This is a genomic window from Dactylosporangium cerinum, assembly GCF_042653625.1.
Taxonomy (GTDB): Bacteria; Actinomycetota; Actinomycetes; order Mycobacteriales; family Micromonosporaceae; genus Dactylosporangium; species Dactylosporangium cerinum.
In genome coordinates, this window is record NZ_JBHSIU010000011.1 from 456,858 (window position 1) to 481,863 (window position 25,006).

The 25,006-nt window shown below is 70.3% G+C and carries 18 protein-coding genes; 5 read left to right on the forward strand and 13 right to left on the reverse strand.

The features are described 5' to 3' along the window. Position 1: 1 nt before the first annotated feature. The 7 genes from ACFPIJ_RS11055 to ACFPIJ_RS11085 form a co-directional block, all read right to left on the reverse strand. Positions 2-1,378 (reverse strand): MFS transporter, encoded by a 1,377-nt coding sequence (locus ACFPIJ_RS11055; RefSeq protein ID WP_380114624.1) that lies wholly within the window; start codon positions 1,376-1,378, stop codon positions 2-4. Positions 1,379-1,497: 119 nt separating this feature from the next. After that, a complete protein-coding gene (locus tag ACFPIJ_RS11060; RefSeq protein ID WP_380114625.1) occupies positions 1,498-2,763 on the reverse strand; it encodes an FtsX-like permease family protein in 1,266 nt (421 codons plus the stop codon). Next, on the reverse strand, positions 2,763-3,476 hold the full coding sequence (locus ACFPIJ_RS11065) for an ABC transporter ATP-binding protein (RefSeq protein ID WP_380114626.1): 714 nt from the start codon (positions 3,474-3,476) through the stop codon (positions 2,763-2,765). Before ACFPIJ_RS11065 ends, ACFPIJ_RS11060 begins: the two co-directional genes overlap by 1 nt. Continuing rightward, the gene (locus ACFPIJ_RS11070) at positions 3,466-4,350 is read right to left on the reverse strand and encodes an efflux RND transporter periplasmic adaptor subunit (RefSeq protein WP_380114627.1); all 885 of its coding nucleotides are present in this window, start codon (positions 4,348-4,350) and stop codon (positions 3,466-3,468) included. The genes ACFPIJ_RS11065 and ACFPIJ_RS11070 overlap by 11 nt, the downstream gene beginning before the upstream one ends. A 23-nt stretch (positions 4,351-4,373) precedes the next feature. Further along, positions 4,374-4,943 carry a hypothetical protein gene (locus ACFPIJ_RS11075; protein WP_380114628.1) on the reverse strand — a complete coding sequence of 190 codons (570 nt, stop codon included), beginning with the start codon at positions 4,941-4,943 and terminating at the stop codon, positions 4,374-4,376. Between the two features lie 62 nt (positions 4,944-5,005). Then, positions 5,006-5,413, reverse strand: a complete 408-nt coding sequence (locus tag ACFPIJ_RS11080; protein WP_380114629.1) for a hypothetical protein — start codon at positions 5,411-5,413, stop codon at positions 5,006-5,008. A 119-nt stretch (positions 5,414-5,532) separates the two neighbouring features. After that, positions 5,533-6,888, reverse strand: a complete 1,356-nt coding sequence (locus tag ACFPIJ_RS11085; RefSeq protein WP_380114630.1) for a ricin-type beta-trefoil lectin domain protein — start codon at positions 6,886-6,888, stop codon at positions 5,533-5,535. Positions 6,889-7,311: 423 nt separating this feature from the next. On the opposite strand from ACFPIJ_RS11085, the gene ACFPIJ_RS11090 reads away from it, so the two are divergent. Together ACFPIJ_RS11090 and ACFPIJ_RS11095 are read left to right on the forward strand one after the other, a co-directional pair. Then, positions 7,312-8,673, forward strand: coding sequence for an extracellular catalytic domain type 1 short-chain-length polyhydroxyalkanoate depolymerase (locus tag ACFPIJ_RS11090; protein WP_380114631.1), 1,362 nt, complete (start codon positions 7,312-7,314; stop codon positions 8,671-8,673). Positions 8,674-8,774: 101 nt separating this feature from the next. Then, positions 8,775-10,241 (forward strand): arabinofuranosidase catalytic domain-containing protein, encoded by a 1,467-nt coding sequence (locus ACFPIJ_RS11095; RefSeq protein WP_380114632.1) that lies wholly within the window; start codon positions 8,775-8,777, stop codon positions 10,239-10,241. On the opposite strand, the gene ACFPIJ_RS11100 is transcribed toward ACFPIJ_RS11095, so the two are convergent. The 5 genes from ACFPIJ_RS11100 to ACFPIJ_RS11120 all read right to left on the reverse strand — a co-directional run bounded on the left by ACFPIJ_RS11100 (position 10,232) and on the right by ACFPIJ_RS11120 (position 16,937). Beyond that, positions 10,232-11,227: an aldo/keto reductase gene (locus ACFPIJ_RS11100; RefSeq protein WP_380114633.1), complete on the reverse strand. Its 996-nt coding sequence runs from the start codon at positions 11,225-11,227 to the stop codon at positions 10,232-10,234. The two genes, ACFPIJ_RS11095 and ACFPIJ_RS11100, sit on opposite strands and share 10 nt — an antisense overlap. After that, complete coding sequence (locus ACFPIJ_RS11105) at positions 11,224-12,102, reverse strand: amidohydrolase family protein (protein WP_380114634.1); 879 nt, start codon at positions 12,100-12,102, stop codon at positions 11,224-11,226. Before ACFPIJ_RS11105 ends, ACFPIJ_RS11100 begins: the two co-directional genes overlap by 4 nt. After that, complete coding sequence (locus ACFPIJ_RS11110) at positions 12,099-12,224, reverse strand: hypothetical protein (RefSeq protein ID WP_380114635.1); 126 nt, start codon at positions 12,222-12,224, stop codon at positions 12,099-12,101. Before ACFPIJ_RS11110 ends, ACFPIJ_RS11105 begins: the two co-directional genes overlap by 4 nt. A gap of 116 nt (positions 12,225-12,340) precedes the next feature. After that, on the reverse strand, positions 12,341-13,921 hold the full coding sequence (locus ACFPIJ_RS11115) for a sigma-70 family RNA polymerase sigma factor (RefSeq protein WP_380114636.1): 1,581 nt from the start codon (positions 13,919-13,921) through the stop codon (positions 12,341-12,343). Positions 13,922-14,099: 178 nt separating this feature from the next. Then, positions 14,100-16,937 (reverse strand): glycosyl hydrolase family 95 catalytic domain-containing protein, encoded by a 2,838-nt coding sequence (locus tag ACFPIJ_RS11120; RefSeq protein WP_380114637.1) that lies wholly within the window; start codon positions 16,935-16,937, stop codon positions 14,100-14,102. Positions 16,938-17,161: 224 nt separating this feature from the next. Between ACFPIJ_RS11120 and ACFPIJ_RS11125 the strand changes: the two genes are divergently transcribed. The 3 genes from ACFPIJ_RS11125 (at position 17,162) to ACFPIJ_RS11135 (ending at position 24,199) form a co-directional block, all read left to right on the forward strand. Next, the gene (locus ACFPIJ_RS11125) at positions 17,162-19,960 is read left to right on the forward strand and encodes a PQQ-dependent sugar dehydrogenase (protein WP_380114765.1); all 2,799 of its coding nucleotides are present in this window, start codon (positions 17,162-17,164) and stop codon (positions 19,958-19,960) included. Between the two features lie 29 nt (positions 19,961-19,989). Next, positions 19,990-21,687 (forward strand): ThuA domain-containing protein, encoded by a 1,698-nt coding sequence (locus ACFPIJ_RS11130; protein ID WP_380114638.1) that lies wholly within the window; start codon positions 19,990-19,992, stop codon positions 21,685-21,687. Positions 21,688-21,793: 106 nt separating this feature from the next. Next, positions 21,794-24,199: an RICIN domain-containing protein gene (locus ACFPIJ_RS11135; RefSeq protein ID WP_380114639.1), complete on the forward strand. Its 2,406-nt coding sequence runs from the start codon at positions 21,794-21,796 to the stop codon at positions 24,197-24,199. 30 nt (positions 24,200-24,229) lie between these two features. Here ACFPIJ_RS11135 and ACFPIJ_RS11140 read toward each other — a convergent pair whose 3' ends face one another. Continuing rightward, entirely contained in the window at positions 24,230-24,982 is a 753-nt protein-coding gene (locus ACFPIJ_RS11140) for a FadR/GntR family transcriptional regulator (RefSeq protein WP_380114640.1), read from the reverse strand. Between the last annotated feature and the right edge of the window lie 24 nt (positions 24,983-25,006).

The following is a 25,006-nucleotide window of genomic DNA, read 5'->3' on the forward strand; positions in this document are numbered from 1 at the left end:
CCTACCGAAGCAGGCCCGGACCGTTGGCGGGCCGCTCGGCGGCCGCGGCGTCGGCGGCGACGGCACGCGGCGCGAACGCCAGTCCCACCCCGGTGACCGCGGCGGCCGCGGCGACGTAGAGGGCCACCGACAGGGTGGTGCCGGTGGCGTCGATGAGCTTGATGGCCACGATCGGGGCGAGGGCACCGCCGAAGATGCCGGAGATCTGGTACCCCATCGAGGCGCCGGAGTAGCGCAGCCGGGTGGAGAACAGCTCGGCGATGAAGGCGGCCTGCGGGCCGTACATCGCCGCGTGGCCGACGAGCGCGACGACGACCGCGAGGACGATCGAGGACCGGCTGCCGGTGTCCAGCAGCGGGAAGAACGCGAAGGCCCAGACCGCCGTGAGGAGGGTCCCGCCCGCGAACACGAGGCGCCGGCCGAACCGGTCCGACAGCACCCCGAACAGGGGGATGAGCGCCAATTGCAGGGCCGAGCCGATGAGCACGGCGCTCAGCGCCGCGCTGCGGGGCAGGTGGACGGTGTCGGTGACGTACGTCAGCACGTACAGCGTGAAGGTGTAGAACGAGACGTCGACGCCGATCCGGGTGGCCATCGCGGCGAGGAGGCTCCTCGGGTGCCGCGCCAGCACCGCCCGCAACGGCGCGCGGACCTTCGACGCGGTCGCGGTGACCTCGGCGAACAGCGGCGACTCCGTGACCGCGACCCGGATCCACAGGCCGACGACGACCAGCAGACCCGACAGCAGGAACGGCACCCGCCAGCCCCACGACACGAAGGCCGCGTCGGACTGCACCACGTTGAGCAGCCACAGCACCCCGGCGGCGAGGAGGTTGCCGGCCGGGACGCCGACCTGCGGCCAGGACGCATTGAGGCCACGCCGGCCGGTGCCGCCGTGCTCCATCGCCATGACCACCGCGCCGCCCCATTCGCCGCCCAGCCCGAACCCCTGGAGGAACCGCAGCACGATGAGCAGGACGGGCGCCGCGGCGCCCCACTGCGCATAGGTGGGCAGCAGCCCGATCAACAGGGTCGCGGTGCCCATGAGGATCAGCGTCGTCATGAGGACGCTCTTGCGGCCGACCCGGTCCCCGAAGTGGCCGAACACGATCCCGCCGAGCGGCCGGGCGACGAACCCGACGGCGTACGTGGCGAACGCGAGCAGCGTGCCGGTGAGCGGGGCGAACGACGGGAAGAACAGCCGGCCGAAGACGAGGGCGGCGGCCGAGCCGTAGAGGAAGAAGTCGTACCACTCCAGCGAGGTCCCGATGAGCGTGGCGAGGATGACCCGGCGGGGCGCCGGCCGGTGCTCTGTCCGGTGCTCTGTCCGCGGCTCGATCGCCGGCCGGGTTGCCGCTTCGTTCGTCCGTGACGCCATGGTGGGCTCCTTGCGGATCGGGAGAGGAAGCTCACCACCAAGCTAAGGATTGCCGTGCGTCCCTGGCCTCTTCCAGGATGCGGCGCAGCGCGTCCTGCAGGATGCGGCGCAGCGCGTCATCAGGTGGTGCGGACCGACCGGTAGGCCCGCAACGCCGGCGCCAGGCCCGTGAGGAGGCCGATGAACAGGGTCAGCGCGACCGTCTGGGCGTACAGCGCCACCGGCACCTGCATGCGGTCCAGCCGCACCTGCGGTATCTGGTTGAACAGGTCCGGATTCAGGAAGCCGGCGGCGAGGCCGAGCCCGGCCGCCAGCACGGCGACGGTCGCGGCGGTGAAGAGGTTCTCCAGCAGCGCGATGGCACCGATCGCCGACCGGGAGGCGCCCAGCGCGCGCAGCGTCGCGAACTGGGGCGCCCGGACCTCGATGAAGGCGGTCGCCACGAACGCCACCGCCAGCATGCCCAGCAGCACCACGATCGCAGCGAAGCGCTGCCCGTCGCGCCGCTGGGCGGTGAGGATGGGCAGGATCTGGCCGACGTTGTCGACCCGCTGGGCGTCCTGGGGGCGGCCGCCGACCACCTGGGCGGCGGTGCGGATCAGGCCGAAGGTGTCCGGGCAGCGGGCGGGGTCGCACCGCCAGGAGATCTGGACCGGCCGCGGCGTCGCGTGCGCCAGGCTGAGGATGTTCTGGTTGACCAGGCCGCCGGTGGTGAAGGCCTTGTTGAGCTCCGTGTACGTGCCGAACACCGGCACGTTGAGCAGCGCGATGTCGTTGCCGCTACCGGCCCGCGAGGCCGGGGGAGCGGCGGTGGCCGCGGAACGCGCCGCGCGGCCCGGGTCCACCCGGGCGACCAGCTCGCCGTTGAGCAGCACCGTCACGGCGACCGGGGCGGTCAGCCGGACGCGGTCGGCCGTGGTCGACTCCAGCAGGATCGCCGGGCCGAGGCGCTGGTCGTTCATCACGGTCCGCCATGCGTCGTCGTCGGCGATAGCCGGCGTCATGAGGCGCCAGGCCGGGGTGACCGCGCGTAACTCCAGGGTGGGCGCGTTGGCCGGGTCGGTGCTCGGCGAGGCCCGCAGGCGCACGCTCAGGCTGACCGACGTGGCCGGGCGGAACCACGGGTAGCTGCGACCGATCTCATCGAGCCGTGCGTTGAAGGTCTGCAGCTGCTCGACGCTCAGCGGCTGTTCCAGCGCGGTCGTGTACGTCTCGGCGTAACCGAAGACCGCCGCGCCGTATCGCTCCACGGCGGTCTTCGACGCCTCGGCGGACAGCGCGGTGAACAGCTGCACGCCGATGGAGACCAGCAGGATGAGGCCGAAGATCGAGTTGCGGCGCCAGTTGTGCCGGAACTCGCGCAGGCCGAGCCGGGCGATGCGCATCAGCCACCGCCCGCGGTGGTGGGCTCGTCGTCGTGGAGGGCGCCGTCGCCGAGCCGGACCCGGCGCCCGCAGCGGCCGGCGACGGCGTCGTCGTGGGTCACCAGCACCAGGGCCGCGCCGAGGTCGGTGACCGAGGCCAGCAGCAGGTCGATGACGGCGTCGGCCGTCTCGCCGTCGAGCGAGCCCGTCGGCTCGTCGGCGAGCACCAGCTCGGGCCGCTTGACCAGCGCCCGCGCGATGGAGACCCGCTGCTGCTCGCCGCCGGACAGCTGCGCCGGCCGGGACCGGGCCCGGTCCGTGAGGCCGACCCGCTCGAGGGCCTCCCGGGCCGCCCTGGCGCCCTCGCGCGGGCCGAGGCCGGCCAGGAGGCAGCCGTATTCGACGTTCTGCTGCGCGGAGAGGTTCGGCAGCAGCCGGAAGTCCTGGAACACGAAGCCGATCGACCGGGCCCGCAGCTTCGAGCAGCGCCGGTCGCCGGCGGCGCGGATGTCGACGCCGAGCATGTGGTGGCGGCCCGTGTCGAACGGGATGAACAGGCCGAGCGCGCGCAGCAGCGTCGACTTGCCGGAGCCCGACCGGCCCTGGATCGCCACCGAGTCGCCGGCCGTGACGGTCAGGTCGACGCCGTTGAGCAGCCGCAGGTGCTCGCCGGACGGGAGGCGGAAACTCTTGCTGGCGCCTTCGACCTCGGCCACGACGTCGTCAGCCGGCAAAGTCGGACTCCAGTGGGTAGAGCACCACGTCGAGGGCCGGGTCGAGGCCGGTGACCTCGACGTACGCGTCGTCGGCGGCGCCGATCGTGACGCCCGCGGTGCGTTTACGGCCGTCCGGCTCGAGGACCACGACCTGGCCGGACCCGGCCCGGCCGCGCACGGCGGACAGCGGCAGCGTCGGCACCTTGTCCTTCACGTTGGTGACGAAGACGACGATGGCGCGCAGGCCGGCGAAGGCTGGGACGTCGGCCGGGATCGACGCGAACACGTTCACGGCGCCGGAGTCCTTGACGTAGACCAGGCTCTCGTAGGTCACCACGAACCCGGCCGGGCCGCCGACCAGCTCAGCCTTGCCCGTTTTCGGCGGGTTCTGGAAGCTGAACAGCGCCGCCGGCTCGACGACCGGCAGTTTGGCGTGGAAACCCGGCGGCTGGACGGCGGCGACCGGTGCGCCGGCCGCGACGGCCTGCGGGTACAGCCCTGACAGCAGGCCGCCCACCGGCGCGGTGACGTTGGTGCGGGTGATCGTGCACGGCGGCGGCCCCTCGGGCGCCGGAGACGGCGTGGCGGCCGGGGTGGCGGCGGGCACGCAGACCTCGATCTTGCCGATGGTGTCGCCGACGCTCACCGGCCGCCCGTTGGCGAGGCCCGGAGTCGGCACGAAGTTCCCCGCCTTCGCGGCCGGCACCGGGACGGCGTCGTACGCCTCGACGATGCCCTCGAGCCGGATCGTGGAGTAGATGTCGCGCCGTTCGACCCTGATCGTCGCGGGCCGGCCCGAGCCGGAGGTGGTGATGCCGCCGGCCGGGCCGCCCACCGGCTCCTGCGGGCCGGAGCAGCCGCCGCTGAGTCCCGCGCCGAGCAAGATGGCCAACGCCACCCGCAGTGTTGCCGGATTCAACCCGGGAAGCCCTTGCCGCAGTCGTTCGCGGAGGCGAACTGGGTGGCGGACGTGATGCCGCCGAGCCGCGCCTCGCTGATCATCGGATCCAGCATCTGCTTGTAGTCACCGTCCGCCAGTTTACCGAGTGCGGCGAGGTCCTGGTCCACCGGTTTGCGGCCCTTGGTGTCGTCGATGAGCTGCAACGTCCAGGCGCACACGTTCCAGATGTTCACCATGTCGACGGCGTCCCGTTCGACGAACTGCACGTCCTTGGCCGGCTCCATGAACCGCGTGTAGATCGCGTCGGGGGTCAGCTTGTACCGATCCGGCCAGGTGACTTTCGCGTGTGCCTTTTCGACCCATGGAAGGACTTCGGCACGGTTGTTGGCGGGCGGCCGGGACGAATTGGCCTGCTCCTCTTGCTTCTTCGCCACGGCGGCGGGATTGTCCTGACCGCTGCCGCTGCCTTTGGCCGGGGGACTCGACGAGCATCCAGCGAGAAGCACGAACATCGCCGCGGCGATGTAGAGGCCGGGTCGGCGCTTGGGCATGACAATTCCCCCCGAGAGATATCCGGACGACACCGCGCCAGCGTCCCGTCCGGGGCTGGCGCAGTGCCGGTTCACGATGGCGACGCGCTGGGACGCTACTCGATGTTGTAGTTCCACAGGGTCTCTCGGGCGAACCATCCGGTCGTCTTGAATCCGCGGTACTGCAGTTTCACGCAGGTGCCGGGGGCGAAGTTGGTGCCGATCATGCGGTGGTAGAGCTCTTCCTTCATGATGTTGTACTGGATCTGGCCGACCACGTTCGAGTCGGTGCACTTCTGCCAGCGCGAGTCGACGGGCACACCGTCGGAGAGCCCCATGGCGATGTCGTCGCCGCTGTGGTTCTGGTAATACGAGGACGCACCGGTGAAGAAGTTCCAGATGCTGTTCGTCGTTCCCGTGCCGGTCGAGGAATTGGCGAAGGCGGTGCCACCCCCGAGCACGAGCGACGCGGCAACCGCAGTGACAGTGACCGTTGCCAGTGTGATGGCGCGTTTGTACATCATTCCCCCCGATTTCACCCCACCGGAATCTCCGGTACTGACATCAAGTTAGATGGATGTGGTGATCCTGGGAAGGCCTTCGTCAAGAATGCGCCCGGCGATCAGGGACCAGCCCATTGCTGTCAGGTGCGCAAGCCCCACTGCTGGTTGGCGGCGCCGGTGCAGGACCAGAGCTGGATCTTCGTGCCATTGGCGGTGCCGAGTGCGGCTGCGTCCAGGCAGAGTCCGGACTGGGCGCCGGTGATGGTGCCGTTGGTGTTGACGTTCCACTGCTGGTTGGTCTGGCCGTTGCAGTCCCAGATGATCGCGGCGGTGCCGTTGGTGGTGCCGCGGCCGGACGCGTCGAGGCACTTGTTGCCATATACCGTCAGCTGCCTTCCCGAGGTGTACGTCCAGCGCTGGTTGGTCTGGCCGTGGCAGTCCCACAGTTGGGTCTGCGTGCCGTTGGCCGTCGCTGCGTTCGGCACGTCGACGCACCGCCCGGACTGGCCGCCGACGAGCGTGACGCTCTGCTGCGGGCCACCCGGCGGCGGTGAGCTGCTCGAGGGCGGCGTGGACGGACCGGACTGGAACTGGGTGAAGAAGCTCCACACCACCGCCCTGGTCCAGGAGCGTTCGCCGGGCTCGTAGTCCCCGGCGGACCCGTCCACGGGGCCGGGGGTGTGACCGGCGTCGAACGCGGCCCAGGTCACCGGATACCCGGCGCGGCATCCGGTGTAGTTGGTGACGACGTGCGTCAGGCTGCCCTGCGCCGGCTCCGGGGGGTTCTGGGCGGTGCAGCCGTTGTTCCTGACGAACCGGTCCCGCAACGACCGGCCCTGCGAGATGTTGAGGACCGGGTCACGCAGGCCGTGCAGACCGATGTAGGCGATCGGCTGCGTGCCGCCATTGCATCCGCTGAGCTGGGCACCGGCGTAGACCGCGACCGCCCGGAAGGTGTCCGGCCGGCTGCAGGCGATGGAGTAGCTCATGCCGCCGCCGTAGCTGAAGCCCAGGGCGAAGAGCTGCGTCGTGTCGACACACAGGCCGCCCTCGATCTGCCGGACCATGTCGTCGACGAACGTCAGGTCCTCGCCGGCGGAGTTGGCCCAGCCGTTGTTGAAGCCCTGCGGCGCGACGAAGATCGTGCTGTTGTTCGACAGCGCCCGCAGTCCGTAGTACGACCAGGGGTATCCGCTCGTTCCGCCCGAATCGACGTCGTTGGCGGTGCCGCCGTTCCAGTGGAATCCGAAGACCAGCCGGTACGGGCGGTTGACGTCGTAGTTGTCCGGGATCCTGAGGATGTAACTGCGATTCTTGCCGCTCGTCTGGATCGTGCGCGTGCCGCTCGTCAGTGCCGGTGCCTTGCCGCAGCCGGCGGTCGCGGCGGCGTAGGCGCTCGGCGGGCCACCCCCGAGGCCGCCGTTCACCACCGCTCCGGCCGTGGCCAGCACGACGAGTGCCGCGATCGCGCCGGCCAGGGACCTGTGTCTTGACATCGCATCTCCTAAACGTATGACGTGAGACGACTGACGCTAGGTTGCGAAGCGGTATCCGTCAATGGATTGCGGCCGGCTGCGGTTCACGGCGGAAAGGGGCGAGAAAGTTACCCGGACGGCATCTCGGCGACCTTTCAACGCCGATGCGGATAACGCTTTTTGCGGCGCACATCGAATCGACGATGGCGTTGACATATGACGTAATACGAACGTAACGTTCGTGCTGCTCCGAGCCTGGGGACTGGCGGATCCAGGGCGTAAACCCGGAGCTGAGGCGGTGGCCGCCGTTCGCCGCCGCACGGGCGGCGGCCACTCCCGTTCAACGCGACGAGCGTTCTGTTCTTCCCTGAGAAATCTGACGGAGCCATGTCGTTCAATGTCACAAGTGAGCGCTCACACGATGTGTCCCAGAAGGAGGGCCTCATGCAAGTCAAACTGCGGGCGCTGCTGCTCGCCGCGGCGCTGCCGCTCATGGTCGCTGCTGTGCTGATCTCGATGCGACCGGCGTCGGCCGCCGGGCTGACCAGGGTCACCGGCTTCGGTGCCAACCCGACCGGCCTCAACATGTACATCTACGTGCCGACGAATGTCGCGCCCCGCCCCGCACTGCTGGTGCTGGTGCACTACTGCGGCGGCTCGGCCGGCGGCGTGTTCAACGGCAACGGGCACGACTACGTCAGCGCGGCCGACCGCTACGGCTTCGTCATCGTGCTGCCCGAGGCCACCCGCAGCGGCAACTGCTTCGACGTGTCGACCCCGGCCGCGCTGCAGCGCAACGGCGGCGGCGACTCCACCGGCATCATGTCGATGGTCGCCTACGCCCGCGCGCAGTATCCGATCGACGCGTCGCGGATCGTGGTCTCCGGCTTCTCCTCCGGCGCCATGATGACCAACGTCCTGGCCGCGCAGTACCCCGACGTCTTCACCGCCGCGTCGGCGTTCTCCGGCGTCCCCGCCGGCTGCTTCGCCACCACCAACGGCTCGCTCTGGAACAGCCAGTGCTCCGGCGGCTCCGTCAACCGGACCGCCCAGCAGTGGGGCGACCTGGCCCGCTCGATGTACCCCGGCTACACCGGCCGCTACCCGCGGATGCAACTGTGGCACGGGACCACCGACACCACCCTCGCCTACCCGAACTTCGGTGAGCAGATCGAGCAATGGACCAACCTCAACGGGTTGAGCCAGACGCCCGTGTTCACCGACCACCCGCAGTCGAGCTGGACCCGCACCCGGTACGGCACCTCCGGCGCCCAGCCGGCCGTCGAGGGCATCAGCATCGCCGGTGTCGGGCACCAGCTGCCGATGTCCGGTCAGCTCGCATACGCCGTCACCTTCCTCGGCCTGGACAACAGCGGCACCACGACGCCGGTGCCGTCGTCCAGCACCACGACATCCTCTCCGCCGTCCGGCACCACCGCGCTGGTCGGCGTCGCGTCCGGGCGCTGTCTCGACGTGCCCGGCAGCAGCACCGCCAACGGTGTGCAACTGCAGATCTGGGACTGCCACGGCGGCGCCAACCAGCAGTGGACCGCCAGCGGCCAGACCCTCCGGTCCCTCGGCAAGTGCCTGGACGCCCCGTCGAACGCGACGGCCGGGGCGCCGGCGCAACTGTGGGACTGCACCGGCGCGGCGAACCAGCAGTGGAGCCTCAACGCCGACGGCACGATCCGCAACGCCAGGTCCGGGCTGTGCCTGGACGTCAACCGTGCCGTCACCGCCAACGGCGGCACAGTGATCCTCTGGACCTGCACCGCCGCCGCCAACCAGCGCTGGAACCGGCGCTGATGGGCCCGCACCACGACGCCATGCCGCCCATGGCGTCGATGCCGGATCTGCCCCCGTCCCGCTCGGGTGTCCGCCGGGACGCTTCAGGTGAAGGAGACGCCATGATCGCCCGGGTCCGCCGCATGATGGCGGGAATCGTCGCACTGCTCGCGCTCGTCGGCGTCGCCGTGGTGGCGCTGGAGCGCGCCGCGTCGGCCGCCGCCGGCCAGCAGGTCACCGGTGCCGGCTCAGGGCGGTGCCTCGAGGTGCCGAACTCGAGCACCACCAACGGCACCCAGGTCCAGCTGTGGGACTGCAACGGCGCGGCCGGGCAGTCATGGACGTACACCGCGTCGCAGCAGTTGACCGTGTACGGCAACAAGTGCCTGGACGCCAGCGGGCGGGGCACCGCCAACAACACACCGGTGATCATCTGGGACTGCAACGGCCAGACCAACCAGCAGTGGACCGTGGGCGCCAACGGCTCGATCACCGGCGTCCATTCGGGACTGTGCCTCGACGCCTCGGGCCGCGGCACGGCGAACGGCACGAAGATCATCCTGTACGCGTGCAACGGCCAGACCAACCAGCAGTGGAACCTGACCGCACCGCCGTCGGGCAGCACCGGCGGCCCGTGCGACATCTACGCCGCGGGCGGCACACCGTGCGTCGCCGCCCACAGCACCGTCCGGGCCCTCTACACCACGTACAGCGGCAACCTGTACCAGGTCCGGCGCTCCTCGGACAGCGCCACCCGCAACATCGGCGTGGTGACCGCGGGTGGCACCGCGAACGCGGCCGCCCAGGACTCCTTCTGCACCGGCACCACCTGCGTCGTCACGGTCGTGTACGACCAGTCCGGGCGGGGCAACGACCTGTGGTACCAGGGGTCGACCGCGGTTCCCGGGTCCCCGCAGAGCAGCCCGGCGAAGGCGACGTCGGAGTCGCTGACCGTCGGGGGCGGCAAGGCGTACTCGCTGTACATCAACCCGGGCAACAGCTACTGGCGCGACGGTCACCTGACGGGAGTGCCGACCGGCGCCGCGCCCGAGGGCATGTACATGGTGACCAGCGGCACCCACGTCAACGGCGGCTGCTGCTTCGACTACGGCAACAGCGAGACGACGCGGAAGGCCGACGCCGCCGGTGCCATGGACGCGATCTACTTCGGCACGAGCTGCTGGTTCGGGGGCTGCTCCGGCTCCGGTCCCTGGGTCCAGGCCGACCTGGAGTGGGGGCTCTTCCCGGGCGGCAGCAGCGCCTGGAACCCGAACCAGCGGGCGTTCACCAGCAAGTTCGTGACGGCGACGCTGAAGAACAACGGCACGTCCCGCTACGCCATGAAGGGCAGCAACGCCCAGTCCGGCAGCCTGTACACCCTGTATGACGGCGCCCTGCCGAGCGGCTACAGCCCGATGCGGAAGCAGGGAGCGATCGTGCTGGGCAGCGGCGGCGACTGCTGCAAGCCCGACGGCGGCGCGAACCAGAGCGCCGGCACGTTCTATGAGGGCGCCATGGTGTCCGGGTACCCCTCCGACGCGACGGAGAACGCAGTCCAGGCCAACATCGTCGCGGCCGGCTACCGCTGAGCCGGCCCGGCCGGCGCTTCGAGCAGTCCCGCTGCCCGAAGCGCCGGCCACAGCGCGTCCGGGACGGTGGCGTTCGCCCGGTGCAGGGTCTGGGTCACCTGCTCCGGGTCGGCCATGCCGACCACGATCGCGACGACAGCGGGATGCGGGCGCACGAAGGCGAGCGCGGCTTCGGGCAGCGTGACGCCGTGCGCCGCGCAGACCGACGCGATACGGGTCGCGCGCCGGATGAGCTCGGCGGATGCCTGCTGATAGTTGTACGTCGCGTCCGCCGGCGGGCGGTCGGTGGCGAGCAGTCCGGAGTTGTAGGCACCGGCGATCACGACACCGACCCCGTGCCGCTGCGCGGCGGGCAGCAGGTCGTGCCGCGCGCCCTGTTCGAGCAGGGTGTACCTGCCGGCGCACATCACGACGTCGATGTCGGTCTCCTGGACGAACCGGGCGAGCATCGCCGTCTGGTTCATGCCCGCCCCGACGGCACCGATGACGCCCTGGTCGCGCAGCTCGGCCAGGGCGGGCACCGCCTCGGTCGCGGCCTGCCGCCAGTGTTCGTCCGGATCGTGCAGGTACACGATGTCGATGCGGTCGAGGCCGGTGCGAGTGAGGCTCGCCTCCAGTGAGCGGCGCACGCCGTCGCGGCTGAAGTCCCAGTGCCGGCGGTGGGTCGCGGCGACGTCGAACCCTTCGGGGTCGCGCAGGTGTGCCGTGTCCGGCGACGGGACGAGGAGCCGGCCGACCTTCGTGGAGATCACGTAGTCGTCGCGGGGCGTCGAGCGCAGCGCCGTGCCGAGCCGTCGTTCGGACAGCCCCAGCCCGTAGTGCGGGGCGGTGTCGAAGTACCGGATGCCGGCCTCCCAGGCGGCGTCGACTGTCGCGGCGAAGGTCTCGTCCGTGGTCGCGCGGTACAGGTTGCCGCCCTGCGCGGCGCCGAAGCCCAGCGCGGTGAGACCGACGGCGGGCCGCCGGGGCAGTGGCCGGCGGGTCATGACGGGGGCAGCCGGTAGACGCGGCGTGCGGTCCCACCCCAGATCATCGCCTGGTCCGCCGGGTCCAGCGGGCACAACAGCGCGGTGAGCGTTTCGATCCAGCACTGGTATGACGTGGCGAGCAGGCAAACCGGCCAGTCGGAGCCGAACATCAGCCGGGACGGCCCGAAGGCGTCCAGCGCGTGCTCGACGGCTGGGCGCAGTTCCTCCGGCGTCCATGAGGCCCAGTCCGCCTCGGTGGCCAGGCCGGACAGCTTCGCGGTCGTGTTCGGCAGCTGGGCGAAGGTCCGCAGGTCCCGGGCCCAGCCGCTGTGCTTCGACGAGGGCAGCGACGGCTTGCCGAGGTGGTCCAGGACGAACCTGACGCCCGGCAGGTCGCGGGCGAGCCGGGCGGCGGCGGGCAGCTGATGGCGGCGGATCACCAGATCGAACGCGAGCCCGGCCGCGCCGACCGCCGCGACGCCGCGGCGGAAGTCCGGCCGGTCGAGGAAGCCGAGGTCGGACTCGTTCTGCACGAGGTGGCGGATGCCCACCAGCCGGTCGCCACCGGCACGGTCCTGCAGGCGCTCGATACGGGCGGCGACGTCGCGTGCCATGAGGTTCACCCAGCCGACGACGCCACCGATGAGGTCGGTCGTGCGGGCCAGACGCAACAGGTCGGTGGTCTCCGCCTGCGAGGAGACACTCTGCACGACGACGGTCTGCGTGACGTTGCCGGCGGCGGCCAGCGGGGCCAGGTCCGTGACGGTGAAGTCGGCGTTGATCGCCTTCATGGTCGTGGCGTTGATCCACGGCTGTGGGTGGCGGGCGCGGACCCAGAGGTGATGGTGCGCGTCGACGATGTGCCACGGTGCCGGTGCCGGGCCGCCACTCATCGGCCCGGCCAGCCGCCGTCGACGATTTCCCCCCGGCCCCGCTCGATCGGCTGCCGGCCGATCTCCCGGCTCAGCAGGAGTGCTTCGAACGTTCGCGCCCTGCGGTAGACGACGGCTTTCATCGAACTCCATCCGTGCGGTGCAAGCGGCCGGACTCGTGGCGGCGAAAACGTAACTCGTATGACGTATTCAGTCAACACGGAACGTGCAGAGCGTGCTCACCGAAGATCGAGAGGTCTCAGCCCGTCAGTGCGGATCGGACCCGGAACGAGCTCTCGGTCCAGAACGCAGGGGTGCCGTTGGCCTGGTCGACCCAGAGCTGGTCGCCGCGGTGATGCAGGTACCAGCCCGGGTAGATCTGTGCCTCCAGCAGGATCGTGCCCGCCGCCGCACCCGCCCGCGGGCAGAACGTGGCGTCGCCACGGAACAGGGCCGTTCCCTCGTCCCGGTACAGCTGGAACCGCCAGGACGAGTGCCGCAGGTACCGGCCGTCCTCGCCCCGGAAGGAGAAGCACGTGGCGTCCGCCAGCCCGGCGACCACCGAGAACGTGGCCTGCTGCCGCGCCGCGGCGCTGCTGTCCGCGCGGACCGGAGCGAGCACGCCGAGGCCGTCGGCGGTGGTGACGAACTGCCCGGGCCGGTCCGCCGACTCGATCGACACCGGCCGGCCCGGGGTGAGGGTTTCGGTGCGCGGCACCGGTGAACTGGCCGCGGAGCTGGCCGGCGGCTTCGGTGTCGAGGCGGCGACCGGAGGGGGTGCCGCGGACGGTGTGACCCGGGCCGCGGCAGGCGTCGACGGCGCCGCGTGCAGACCTTGTGCCGGTGGAGTGCCGGTGGGCAGGGCCGTCACGGTGACCGCCGCACCGGCGGCGACCACGGCCGCCACGGCCACGGTGACGGGGTGCGCCGTCACCGCCTGGACGAGCTGGCTGAACACACCGGCCTTGACCGTGGCCCCGACCCCGCCGGAGGTGGTGGCCGCCGCCAGCGACCCGCTCGCCGTGACCGCGGCTCCGGCGGCGATCTTGCCGGTCAGGGCCGCGCCGAGCGCGACCGGGACGGGCAGCAGGGCGAGCCCGACCAGCAGCCGTTCCGCCGTGATCAGGCCCTGAGCGGCGTGGCCGCAGACCGGGCAGGACCGGGCGTGCCGGGCGATGCGCTTGCGCCACAGCGGGCTGGGTGTGCCGTCCCAGCCGACTACCAGGCCCTCGAGGTCCGCGCACCTGGGTGTGGCGTCCAGCGCGGCCACGAGCTCGCGGCTCACGTCCAGCTGCTGTCGCATGCGTTGGATGCGCACGGCGGCGTGGGCGATGCTGATGTCCAGCGCCGTCGCCAGTTCGGCGCGGGTGAGCGCACCGGCGGTCTCCAGCCACCACAGCGACAGCAGCGCCCGGTCGTCCGGGTCGAGCCATCGGCCGGCCCGGGTCACCTGCCGGCGCTGCGCGGACAGTTCCAGCTGCAGCATCGTGAGGTCTTCGAGCTCGGCGTCGGCGTCCGGCAGCTCCGCCGCCTCGTCCAGCGGGGCGGCCCGGTGTGCCGCCACGGACCGGCGATGCAGGTGGGTGCTCACCTGGTGCACGGCGATCGCCGCCAGCCACGGGCGGAAGCTCTCCGGGTGTTGCAGGCCCGGAAGCTGCCGGATGGCGCGGAGCATGGTGTCCTGCACGACGTCGTCAACGTCGGCGTGACCGTCCAGCGCACGGCGCACGATGGTGTACGCCAGCGGCAGGCCGGTCGCGACGATCTCGTCCAGGGCTCGGCGGTCCCCGGACTGTGCCGCGAGCACGAGGCCCGTCTCGTTCCTGCCGGTAGTTCGCATCGTCACATCGCAGTCCGCAGTACCAACCCCCAGCCGCCTTCCCACCGGCGCCGGAGCACCCGCGGGCCCTCCGGCACGGTCGTTGACCTTCACCGATGACCGGCCGCCGTGTCAAGCATCTGGACGAGTTTGATCATCGCGACCATCTGTGCCGTCCGCAGATAACAGAAACCGCCCGTCACACCTGCGTGATCGTCCATTGATTGTTGGTGTTGGTGTTGGGCGCCCACATGGCCACGGTCGAGCCGGCGGTGGCGTTGCCCATGCCGTCCAGCGCGGTGCCGGTGCCGCGGTTGATGATCTGGAAGCGGCCGTTGCCGGTGCTGTTGAGCCGCCACTGCTGGTTGTTCCCGCCGTTCCACGGGGCCTGCGCGGCCGCGGCGCCGTTGGCTGCGTTGCCCCGGCTGTCCACGACCATGCCGTTGGTCCGGTTGACGATGCGGTAGTAGCCGCTGCCCAGATCGATCAGCTGCCACTGCAGGTTGGTGCTGCCGTCCCAGCTCCACTGCTTGAGCACCGAACCGGAGGCCACGTTCCCGCCGCTGTCCAGCACCAGGCCGGTCGTGGCGTTCGCGATCCGCTGATACGGCTGCTGTTGTTGTGCGGCGGTCACGCGGTACGTGCGGCCCGCCAGACCGGGCAGCGAGACGAGATCCGACTCGAGCCTGGTGACCGCGACGGCCCCGCCGGTGGACAGGTCGGTCACCTGGGTGGTGCCGGCGAAGATCCGCCCCCGGATCCTGACGGTGCCGTCGCGGTCGGGACGGATGAGCACCTCGGTGGCCTGCCCGCTGCTCCAGGTGATCCCGACGGTGTACCCGCCGCGCCCCCGCAGCCCTTGCACCTTGCCGCCCGGCCACGCGGTCGGCAGTGCCGGCAGCACGTGCAGCTCGCCGGCGTGGCTGTGCAGCAGCATCTCCGCGATGCCGGAGGTGGCGCCGAAGTTGCCGTCGATCTGAAACGGCGGGTGCAGGTCGAACATGTTCGGCGCGAGCCTGGACGTGGTGACGAGCAGGCGGATCAGGTCGTGCGCGCGGGTACCTTCCTCCAGCCGCGCCCAGTAGTTGATTTTCCACGCGAGGGACCAGCCGGTCCCGTCGTCGCCGCGCAGTTCCAGGGTCCGCCGCGCGGCGTCGTAGAGGGCCGGCGTGCCGCGCCTGGTGATCTGGTTACTGGGGTGCAGGCCGTACAGGTGCGACACGTGCCGATGGGTGCGTTCGGTCTCGACCCAGTCGTAGAGCCATTCCTGGATGTTGCCGCGGGAGCCGACCTTCATCGGCGGCAGGCGGTCCCGGGCCGCGAGCACCCTGGTCCGGAAGTCCGCGTCCCCGCCGAGCACCTCACTGGCCCGGGCGACGCTGGTGAACAGGTCGCGCAGGATCTGGTTGTCCATCGTGGGACCGGCGCAGACGCTGACGCCCGAGTGGTGGGCCAGCTCCGGCGAGTTCGACGGGTTGGTGACCAGGTATCGCAGCGCCGGCTCCTCCACGAGGGTGTCGAGGAAGAACTGCGCGGCGCCCTGCATCGCCGGGAAGTTGGCCTGCAGGAACGACAGGTCGCCGGTGAACAGGTAGTGCTCCCAGATCAGGGTGGCCAGCCACGCGCCGCCGGTCTGCCACATGCCCCACAGCGCGCCGTCGACGACTGACGTGCCGCGCCACGCGTCGGTGTTGTGATGGGTGACCCAGCCATTGGCGCCGTACTGCACCCTCGCGGTCCGTGCGCCGCTGACCGCGAGGTCGTTGATCATCCGGAACACCGGTTCGGCGCACTCCGACAGGTTGGTCGTCCCGGCCGGCCAGTAGTTCATCGGCAGGTTGGCGTTGATCGTGTACTTCGAGTCCCACGACGGCCACAACGCGTCGTTCCAGATGCCCTGCAGGTTCGCCGGCTGGGTGCCCGGCCGGGAGGAGGAGATCAGCAGGTAGCGGCCGAACTGGAACAGCAGCGCCGCGAACTGCGGGTCGTCGGTGCTCGCGTGCCGGGCGATCCGCACGTCGGTCGGCTGGTCCGCCGCGGAGGTGCGGCCGAGGTCCAGCGTGACGCGGCCGAACAGCTGCTGGTGGTCCGCCACGTGGCGGCGGCGCAATTCGTCGTAGGCCTTGCCGGCGGCGGCATTGAGGTGGCGCCAGGCGATGCCCTGGTAGTCGCCGCCGGTGTCGCGGAACGTGAGGTAGCTGGAGCCGACGGAGATCAGCAGCGTGACGCTGGTGGCGGCGCGCACCTGCAGGGTGCCGCCGGAGCTGCTGACGGTGCCGCCGTCGGTGACCGCGCGGGCCAGTGCCAGGAACCTGACCTTGCCGGTGACGCCCTCCTGGTCGCTGGAGATGCCGTCGAGCGTCACCGTCGCGCCGTCCGGGCTGGCGACGCTGGTGCGCTGCGGACTGTCGAACCGCGCGGAGAACGTGATCGAGCCCGTCTTGTCGGCGGTCAGGCGCACGACGATGACCTGATCCGGCACGCTCGCGAGCACCTCGCGCCGGAAGCGCACACCGTTCTGCAGGAACGACACCGTCGTCGTCGCGGTGGTCAGGTCGAGCATGCGGAAGTATTCCGAGACGCCGCTGGCGCTCGGGAAGGTCAGCCGCAGGTTGCCAACCGTCTGGTAGGCCAGCTGACCTGCCGGGCTGCCCAGCATCGACTGGTCGACGAGGCTCTGGGCCTGCCCCCACTGGTTCTGGAACACCAGCCGCCGGATCTCCTGCAGCGCACCCGCGCCCCGGGAGTTGCTGGAGTCGTACGGGCCACCGGCCCAGACGGTGTCCTCGTTGAGTTGCAACCGTTCGGCGTCGACGTTGCCGAACACCATGGCGCCCAGCCGCCCGTTGCCGATCGGCAGGGCGCGCAGCCAGTCCGTGCCGGCGCCCTGCTCGTACCACAATGCCAGGTCACCGGCGGCACCGACCTCCGCCGGTGGCGCGGCGGAGGCGCGGTCCAGGGCGATCCAGGGTGACAGCGCGGCCCCGGCCCCGGCCGCGCCGAACTGCAGGACCCGCCTACGCGTGACATCGGTCATCGTGACTCTCCCTGGCAACGCGGGATTTGTTTGGGCGACGGTACAAACATATGACGTATGTCGTCAATCCTGTAACGTGCCTCGATGTGTCGACGGCCGCACAACCGGCCTGCATCGAGCACGAGCTATCGGCGCGGCGGCGCGCGCCCATCTGACCAGCACTGTCAGGAGGGTTCTCCATGCACCGAACACCACCCCGATACCGACGAGGCGCAGTGGCGGTGATGCTCGCGCTGGCCGGTGGAACTTTCACGGTCCTCGCCGGCCCGTCGGCGCCCGCCGCGGCGGCCATCAACGCCGCTGACTTCCAGCAGGTGACGCTCGCCAAGGGGATCAACGAGGTCGGCGAGCCGCTGACGATCTCCGTGCTGCCCGACCGCTCGGTGCTGCACACCGCGCGCAACGGCACGCTGCGCCGTACCGACGCCAATGGCACCACGTCGGTGATCGGCAACATCCCGGTCTACACCCACGACGAGGAGGGGCTGCAGGGCGTCGCCGCCGACCCCAACTTCGCCAGCAACCGCTACATCTACCTGTACTACGCTCCGCCGCTGAACACGCCGTCCGGCGACGCGCCGGCCACCGGCAACGACTCGACCTGGGCGACATGGGCCGGGGTCAACCGCCTGGCGCGGTTCACGCTCAACTCCGACTTCACCGTCAACACGAGCAGCCAGGTGACCATCCTGGAGGTGGCGACCACCCGCGGCATGTGCTGCCACGTGGGCGGCGACATCGACTTCGACGCGGCCGGCAACCTGTACCTGTCGACCGGTGACGACTCCAACCCGTTCGACTCAGCCGGCTACTCGCCGCTCGATGAGCGGACGAACCGCAACCCCGCCTATGACGCGCAGCGTTCCGCGGGCAACACGAACGACCTGCGGGGCAAGATCCTGCGGATCAAGGTGAACGCGAACGGCACGTACAGCATCCCGAGCGGGAACCTGTTCGCACCCGGCACGGCGAACACCCGCCCGGAGATCTACGCGATGGGCTTCCGCAACCCGTTCCGGATGAGCGTCGACAAGGCCACCGGCGTGGTCTACGTCGGCGACTACGGCCCGGACGCCGGCACCACGAACGCCAACCGCGGCCCTTCCGGCCAGGTGGAGTTCGACCGGATCACCTCCGCGGGCAACTACGGCTGGCCGTACTGCACCGGCAGCAACACCTCCACCGAGACCTACAACGAGTGGAACTTCGCCACCAACAGCACCGGCAGCAAGTTCAACTGCACCGGCGGGCCGACGAACAACTCCTTCCGCAACACGGGCCAGGGCACCCTGCCGCCGGCCCGGGCGGCGTGGATCAAGTACGCCGGCGACTCCGGCAGCCCGTCGGAGTTCGGCAGCGGCTCCGAGTCGCCGATGGCCGGTCCGGTGTACCGCTACGACGCGGCGAACCCGTCGTCGACGAAGTTCCCCGCGTCGTTGGACGGCAAGTTCTTCGCCGGCGAGTTCGGCCGCGGCTGGATCAAGCCGATCATCGTGAACAGTGACGGCTCGCGGGGCACGATCGACAACTTCCCGTGGGTCGGCAAGCAGGTCATGGACATGCAGTTCGGCCCCGACGGCGCGCTGTACGTGCTGGACTACGGCGCGGGCTTCGGCAACGGTGACGCGAACTCGGCGCTGTACCGCTTCGACTACGTCGGCAGCGGCAACAACCGGGCGCCGACCGCGGTCGCCGGCGCCAGCACGACGTCGGGCGCCGCCCCGCTGACGGTCACCTTCTCCTCGGCCGGCAGCAGCGACCCCGAGGGTGGCTCGCTGTCCTACTCGTGGGCGTTCGGTGACGGCACCACCTCGACCGCCGCGAACCCGACGAAGACCTACAGCACCAACGGCCTGTACAACGCCACCCTGACGGTGCGCGACCCGCAGGGCGCCACCGGATCGGCGAGCGTGCAGATCAGCGTCGGCAACACCGCGCCGACGGTCGTGGTCAACACGCCGTCGTCGGGCCAGCTGGTCTCCTTCGGCGACAGTGTGCCGTGGAGCGTCACCGTCACCGATCCCGAGGACGGCACGGTCGACTGCTCGAAGGTCACCATGACCTACGTGCTCGGCCACGACCAGCACGCGCACCAGATCACCTCGCAGACGGGCTGCTCGGGCACCATCACCATCCCCGTCGACGGTGAGCACGACGACGCGGCGAACATCTTCCCGATCTTCGACGCGCAGTACACCGACGGCGGCGGGCTGACCGTGCACGCGCAGAACATCCTGCAGCCGCGGCACCGCCAGGCCGAGCACTACAAGACGTCGTCCGGGATCAACCAGTACTCCAAGACGACCGCCGAGGGCGGCAAGACCGTCGGCGACATCAACAACGGCGACTGGATCCAGTTCGACCCGTACAAGCTGAACAACGCCACGTCGATCCAGGTCCGGGCCTCGTCCGCGGGCTCCGGCGGGACCGTGCAGGTGCGCACCGGCTCGCCGACCGGCACCGTCATCGGCTCCGCGACGATCCCCGTCACGGGCTCGTGGGACACGTTCACCACCGTCACCGCGGCGATCTCGGGGGCACCGAGCGGCACCACGTCGCTCTACCTGACGTTCGCCGGCAGTGGCACCGGGCTGCTGTTCGACGTCGACAGCTTCACCTTCGGCACCGGCACCGCGCCGTCGGGCGTCGGCCCGGTGAAGGGCCTGGCTGGCAAGTGCCTGGACGTGCGCGGCGGCGCCTCGGCCGACGGCACCCAGATCCAGCTCTACACCTGCTCCGGCAGCGCCGGCCAGACGTGGACGCGCAACGGCCAGACGCTGCGCGCGCTCGGCAAGTGCCTGGACGTCAACGGCAGCTCGTCCGCCGACGGCGCGAAGGTGCAGCTGTGGACGTGCAACGGCGGCGCCAACCAGAACTGGGCGGCGCAGTCGGACGGCACGCTGCGCAACCCGCAATCCGGCAAGTGCCTGGACGTGTCGGGCAACAACTCCGCCGACGGCACCGTCGTGCACCTGTGGACCTGCATCTCGGGCGCCGCGAACCAGAAGTGGACCCTGCCGTGACCATCCCTCCTTCCGCAACCGGAGGAACCATGCGCAAGCTTCTCGCCGGTGCGGGGGCCGTCCTGGCCCTCGCCGCCGGTTCACTCGCCGCGGCGCCACCGGCCTCGGCCGCCGACGCCCCCTACGACGTGCTCGTGTTCTCCAAGACCGCAGCGTTCCGGCACGACTCGATCGCCGCCGGGATCCAGGCGATCAGGGACCTGGGCGCGGCGAACAACTTCACCGTCACCGCGACCGAGGACGCCTCCGCGTTCTCGACCGGGAACCTAGCCCAGTACGAGGCGGTGGTGTTCCTCAGCACCACCGGCGACGTGCTCAACAGCACGCAGCAGACGGCGTTCGAGTCCTACATCCGCGGCGGCGGCGGGTACGTCGGCGTGCACTCCGCCGCCGACACCGAGTATGACTGGTCCTTCTACGGCAACCTCGTCGGCGCGTACTTCGCCTCCCATCCGGCGATCCAGCAGGCGAACATCAAGGTCGAGAACCGGGCCCACCCGGCCACGGCGCACCTGCCGCAGACCTGGACCCGCACGGACGAGCTGTACAACTACCGGACCAATCCGCGTTCCACCGCCCGGGTGCTCGCCACGCTGGACGAGTCGTCGTACTCGGGCGGCTCGATGGGCGCCGACCACCCGATCACGTGGTGCAAGACGATCGACAGCGGCCGGTCGTTCTACACGGGGCTCGGGCACAGCCAGGCGTCGTACTCGGAGTCGGCGCTGCGCGCCCAGCTGCTCGGCGGCATCCGGTATGCGGCGAAGCGGGCCCAGGCCGACTGCCGGCCGGAGAGCGGCTACACCACGCTGTACAACGGCTCGACCACCGGCTGGACGCAGTCCGGCCCCGGCGGGTTCACCAATGCCGACGCCACCCTCACCTCCACGGGTGGGCTCGGCGTCTACTGGTACAGCGCGAAGCAGTACACCTCCTACTCGCTGAAGGCGGACTGGCGGCTCACCGGCGACAGCAACTCCGGGGTGCAGGTCGGGTTCCCCAACCCGGGCAGTGACCCCAACGTCGCTCAGAACCAGGGCTACGAGGTTCAGATCGACGCGACGGACTCCTCCGACCGCACCACCGGTGCGATCTACGGGGTCAAGGCCGCCGACACCACCGCCCGGGACGCGGCGCTGAACCCGGCGGGGGAGTGGAACACCTTCGAGGTGCTGGTCGAGGGCCAGCGGATCCGGGTGTACCTCAACGGCAGCCTGATCAACGACTTCACCAACACCGACGCGAACCGCAACCTCGACGGCTACGTCGGCATCCAGAACCACGGCAGCGGCGACACGGTCGCCTTCCGCAACATCCGGATCAAGGACTCGGGCACCCAGCCGTCGGGCGCCGGCCCGGTCAAGGGCCTGGCCGGCAAGTGCCTCGACGTGCGTGGCGGCAGCTCGGCCGACGGCACGCAGATCCAGCTGTACTCGTGCCAGGGCAACGCGGCGCAGACGTGGACGCGTTCCGGCCAGACGCTGCGGGCATTGGGCAAGTGCCTGGACGTCAACGGCGGCGGCACCGCGAACGGCACGAAGGTGCAGCTGTGGACGTGCAACGGCGGCGGTGCCCAGAACTGGGTGGCGCAGTCGGACGGCACGCTGCGCAACCCGCAGTCCGGCAAGTGCCTCGACGTGTCCGGCAACAACTCTGCCGACGGCACGGTGGTGCATCTGTGGACGTGCATCTCGGGCGCCGCGAACCAGAAATGGACCCTGCCCTGACCTGACGCTCGAAAGGGGGCGGCCGAACCGCCGGCCGCCCCCTGGCGCCCATGAGACGCCATACCCGCTGTGTTCCGTTCACCCACACCGTTCGAAGGAGCACCTCGTGCCCTTGAGATCCGCCAATCCCTCGCCCGGCAGGTTCAGCGCGCTCGCCAGGACGGCCGCCACCGTCCTCGTCGCCGGTGGTGTCGCGATCCTCCCGCCGCCCGCCACGGCCGCCGTCATGCAGACGCTGTACGCCGCGCCGACCGGCTCCGGCACCGCCTGCACCTCCGCCCAGCCGTGCTCGCTGAACCAGGCGCAGACGAACGTCCGGGCGATCGCGCCGAGCATGACGGGCGACGTCGTCGTGCAGCTGGCCGCCGGCACCTACACCCTCAGCGCACCCCTGACGTTCACCGCCGCCGACTCCGGCACCAACGGCTACACCGTGCAGTGGCAGGCGGCGACCGGCACCCGCCCGGTCATCTCCGGCGGGCAGAAGGTCACCGGCTGGACCCTCGCCGACTCCGCGCAGAACATCTGGCGGGCCGCCGTCGGCACCGGCTTCGACAGCCGCCAGCTCTACGTCGACGGCCGCCTCGCCACCAGAGCCCGCACCCAGGTCAACCGCGCGGACTTCACCGCGTCGACGACCGGGCTCAGCTTCACCAACGGGGCCCTGTCCTACCTGAACAATCTGGCCAACAAGAGCCGCGTCGAGCTCGAGTCGGTCAACTCGTTCACCGACCGCTTCGTGCCGGTGCAGACGATCGCCAACAACACGCTCACGATGCAGCAACCCGCGTGGAACAACAACACCTGGGGCTACGACACCCTCACCCGGCCGTTCCGCAGCGGGCCGATGTATCTGGTGAACGCCCGGGAGTTCCTGGACACCGCCGGGGAGTGGTACCTGGACACCGCCGCCGGCGCGCTGTACTACAAGCCGCTCAGCGGGCAGGACATGGGCACCGCCGACGTGCAACTGCCGCGGCTGGAATCGCTGCTGAGGGTCGGCGGCACCTACGCGACGCCGGCGCACCACCTGTCCTTCGCCGGCCTGCAGTTCGCCAACACCAGCTGGCTGCAGCCCAGCGGCAACCAGGGCTACGCCGATCAGCAGACCGGCGCGTACATGTACGGCAACTGGAACCGGCCGTCCGACGCGCTCTCGTCGTGCCAGTCCGGCTGCCAGCTCTTCGAGGCGACCCGGCCGGGCTGGCGGCAGATGCCCGCAGCGGTCCAGGTGTCGGCGGCCAACACCGTCTCCTTCACCGGCAACCGGTTCATCAACCTCGGCCAGGTGGGTCTCGGCATCGGCAACGACGCCAACGCGCACGGCACCGGCGTCGGGCTCGGCGCCCGGGACGTCACGGTGACCGGCAACGTGTTCGAATACATGTCCGCCGGGGCCGTCATCGTCGGCGGCGTCCAGGCCGACGCGCACCACCCCAGCGACAGCCGGATGACGAACAGCAACATCACCGTCAGCAACAACGTCGTTCACGACGTCGCTACCGAGTACCGCAGCCATGTCGGGCTGCTGATGACGTACACGGCCGGCTCGACAATGGCGCACAACGAGCTTTACAACCTGCCCTACTCCGGCATCGCGCTCGGCTACGGCTGGGGCGCCAACGACGCGGGCGGCAGCCAGGATTACGTCACCCGCGGCCTGTACAACTACCAGCCGCGGTACACCACGGCCACCATCGCGGCGAACAACCGCGTCACGGCAAACTACGTCCACGACGTGGTGCAGCAGATGACCGACGCGGGGGCGTTCTACCACCTGTCGGCCAGCCCTGGAACGACCGTCAACGAGAACTACTTCCGCAACAGCAACGGCTGGCTCGGTCTGTACTTCGACGAGGGCTCGCGGTATGTGTCCGCCGCGAACAACGTCTTCGACAACACCGGCACCTGGGCCTACACGCAGGAATGGGCGAACAACAACACCGGCAACCTGACCCTGACGAACAACTGGACCACCAACAACGGCAGCAATGTCGTCAACGGCACGAGAGGCAACGTCAACAGCGGCACGGTCGTCGTCAACGGCGGCAACTGGCCGAGCGGGGCGCGGGCCGTCATGGCCGCGGCCGGCGTGCAGGGCACCACGCAGCCGTCGAACACGTTCGCGCTGCGCGGCGTGGCGTCGAACCGGTGCCTGGACATCGCCGGCGCCTCCCAGGCGAACGGTGCGCTGGCGAACATCTGGGACTGTCACGGCGGGGCGAACCAGCAGTTCACGCTGACCGCGTCCGGTGAGCTGCGACTGTACAACGGCAGCAAGTGCCTGGACGTGCTCGGCCGGGGCACCGCCAACGGCACCGCGGTGGAGATCTGGGACTGCAACGGGCAGACCAACCAGCGGTTCACGCTCAACAGCAACGGCAGCGTCACCGCCGTCGGCGCGAACAAGTGCCTGGACGTCAGCGCCTTCGGCACCGCCAACGGCACGAAGGTCCAGATCTGGGACTGCCTCGGCGCCACCAATCAGCAGTGGACCAGGGTCGCGTCGTAGCCGCCGGCCCTCCGCGCCCGGCCGGGCGACTCACCGTTGCAGCCGCAGCGCGTCGCCCGGCCCGGCGCGGCGGGCCAGCCATGCATCGGTGATGTGCGTGAACATCGCGGCCGCAGCGCCGTCAGGATCGTGCGCGGCGATGTGTTCGGAGACCTGCCGATGACCCAGGTTCGATGCCACGCACAGCGCCCGTTCGGTGCGGCCCACGTACCGCGCGGTGTGGATGGCCTGACTCTGCAGTGCCGTGACCACCCCACGGGCGATGCGGTTGCCGGATGCGTGCATGACGATGTCGTGGAAGGCGCGGTCGTGCTCCTCGTATGTGACGTGGTCGTCGACGAGCTCGTCCATGCGGTCCACGAGCGCCCGGAGCTGCTCGATCGTGTCCTGATCGGCCCGGCGGGCGGCGACGCCGGCCATGTCCGACTCCAGCAGTCGACGGGTGACGACGAGGTCGTCGAGGACGTTCATCGAGTCGTCCTGGGCGATGCTCGCGGCGAGCACAAGCTCGTCGAGCAGGTTCCACGTGCCCGGTGACGTGACGATGGTGCCGCTGCCCTGGCGGACCTGCACCAGCCCCTTCTCCTGCAACAGCTTCACCGCCTCCCGGACCACGGTCCGGCTCACGGAGAACGTCTCGCACAACGCGGGCTCCGGGGGCAGCGGCGTCCCGGGTGGATGCAGTCCGCCCACGATGCGGCTCACCAGCTCGGCCGTGATGGCCCTGGCGAGGTTTGCGGGCCGGCGGGTCCAGGCCGGCGCGGCCGTCTGCGATCCCGTCATAGCGCCTCCCGGCCTCCACGGCGT

Bases quoted from the DNA above. Each gene is read 5' to 3' on its own strand.
- ACFPIJ_RS11055 (WP_380114624.1), bottom strand. From the start codon at position 1,378: ATGGCGTCACGGACGAACGAAGCGGCAACCCGGCCGGCGATCGAGCCG.
- ACFPIJ_RS11060 (WP_380114625.1), bottom strand. From the start codon at position 2,763: ATGCGCATCGCCCGGCTCGGCCTGCGCGAGTTCCGGCACAACTGGCGC.
- ACFPIJ_RS11080 (WP_380114629.1), bottom strand. From the start codon at position 5,413: ATGATGTACAAACGCGCCATCACACTGGCAACGGTCACTGTCACTGCG.
- ACFPIJ_RS11085 (WP_380114630.1), bottom strand. From the start codon at position 6,888: ATGTCAAGACACAGGTCCCTGGCCGGCGCGATCGCGGCACTCGTCGTG.
- ACFPIJ_RS11090 (WP_380114631.1), top strand. From the start codon at position 7,312: ATGCAAGTCAAACTGCGGGCGCTGCTGCTCGCCGCGGCGCTGCCGCTC.
- ACFPIJ_RS11095 (WP_380114632.1), top strand. From the start codon at position 8,775: ATGATCGCCCGGGTCCGCCGCATGATGGCGGGAATCGTCGCACTGCTC.
- ACFPIJ_RS11100 (WP_380114633.1), bottom strand. From the start codon at position 11,227: ATGACCCGCCGGCCACTGCCCCGGCGGCCCGCCGTCGGTCTCACCGCG.
- ACFPIJ_RS11105 (WP_380114634.1), bottom strand. From the start codon at position 12,102: ATGAGTGGCGGCCCGGCACCGGCACCGTGGCACATCGTCGACGCGCAC.
- ACFPIJ_RS11110 (WP_380114635.1), bottom strand. From the start codon at position 12,224: ATGAAAGCCGTCGTCTACCGCAGGGCGCGAACGTTCGAAGCACTCCTG.
- ACFPIJ_RS11115 (WP_380114636.1), bottom strand. From the start codon at position 13,921: ATGCGAACTACCGGCAGGAACGAGACGGGCCTCGTGCTCGCGGCACAG.
- ACFPIJ_RS11120 (WP_380114637.1), bottom strand. From the start codon at position 16,937: ATGACCGATGTCACGCGTAGGCGGGTCCTGCAGTTCGGCGCGGCCGGG.
- ACFPIJ_RS11125 (WP_380114765.1), top strand. From the start codon at position 17,162: ATGCTCGCGCTGGCCGGTGGAACTTTCACGGTCCTCGCCGGCCCGTCG.
- ACFPIJ_RS11130 (WP_380114638.1), top strand. From the start codon at position 19,990: ATGCGCAAGCTTCTCGCCGGTGCGGGGGCCGTCCTGGCCCTCGCCGCC.
- ACFPIJ_RS11140 (WP_380114640.1), bottom strand. From the start codon at position 24,982: ATGACGGGATCGCAGACGGCCGCGCCGGCCTGGACCCGCCGGCCCGCA.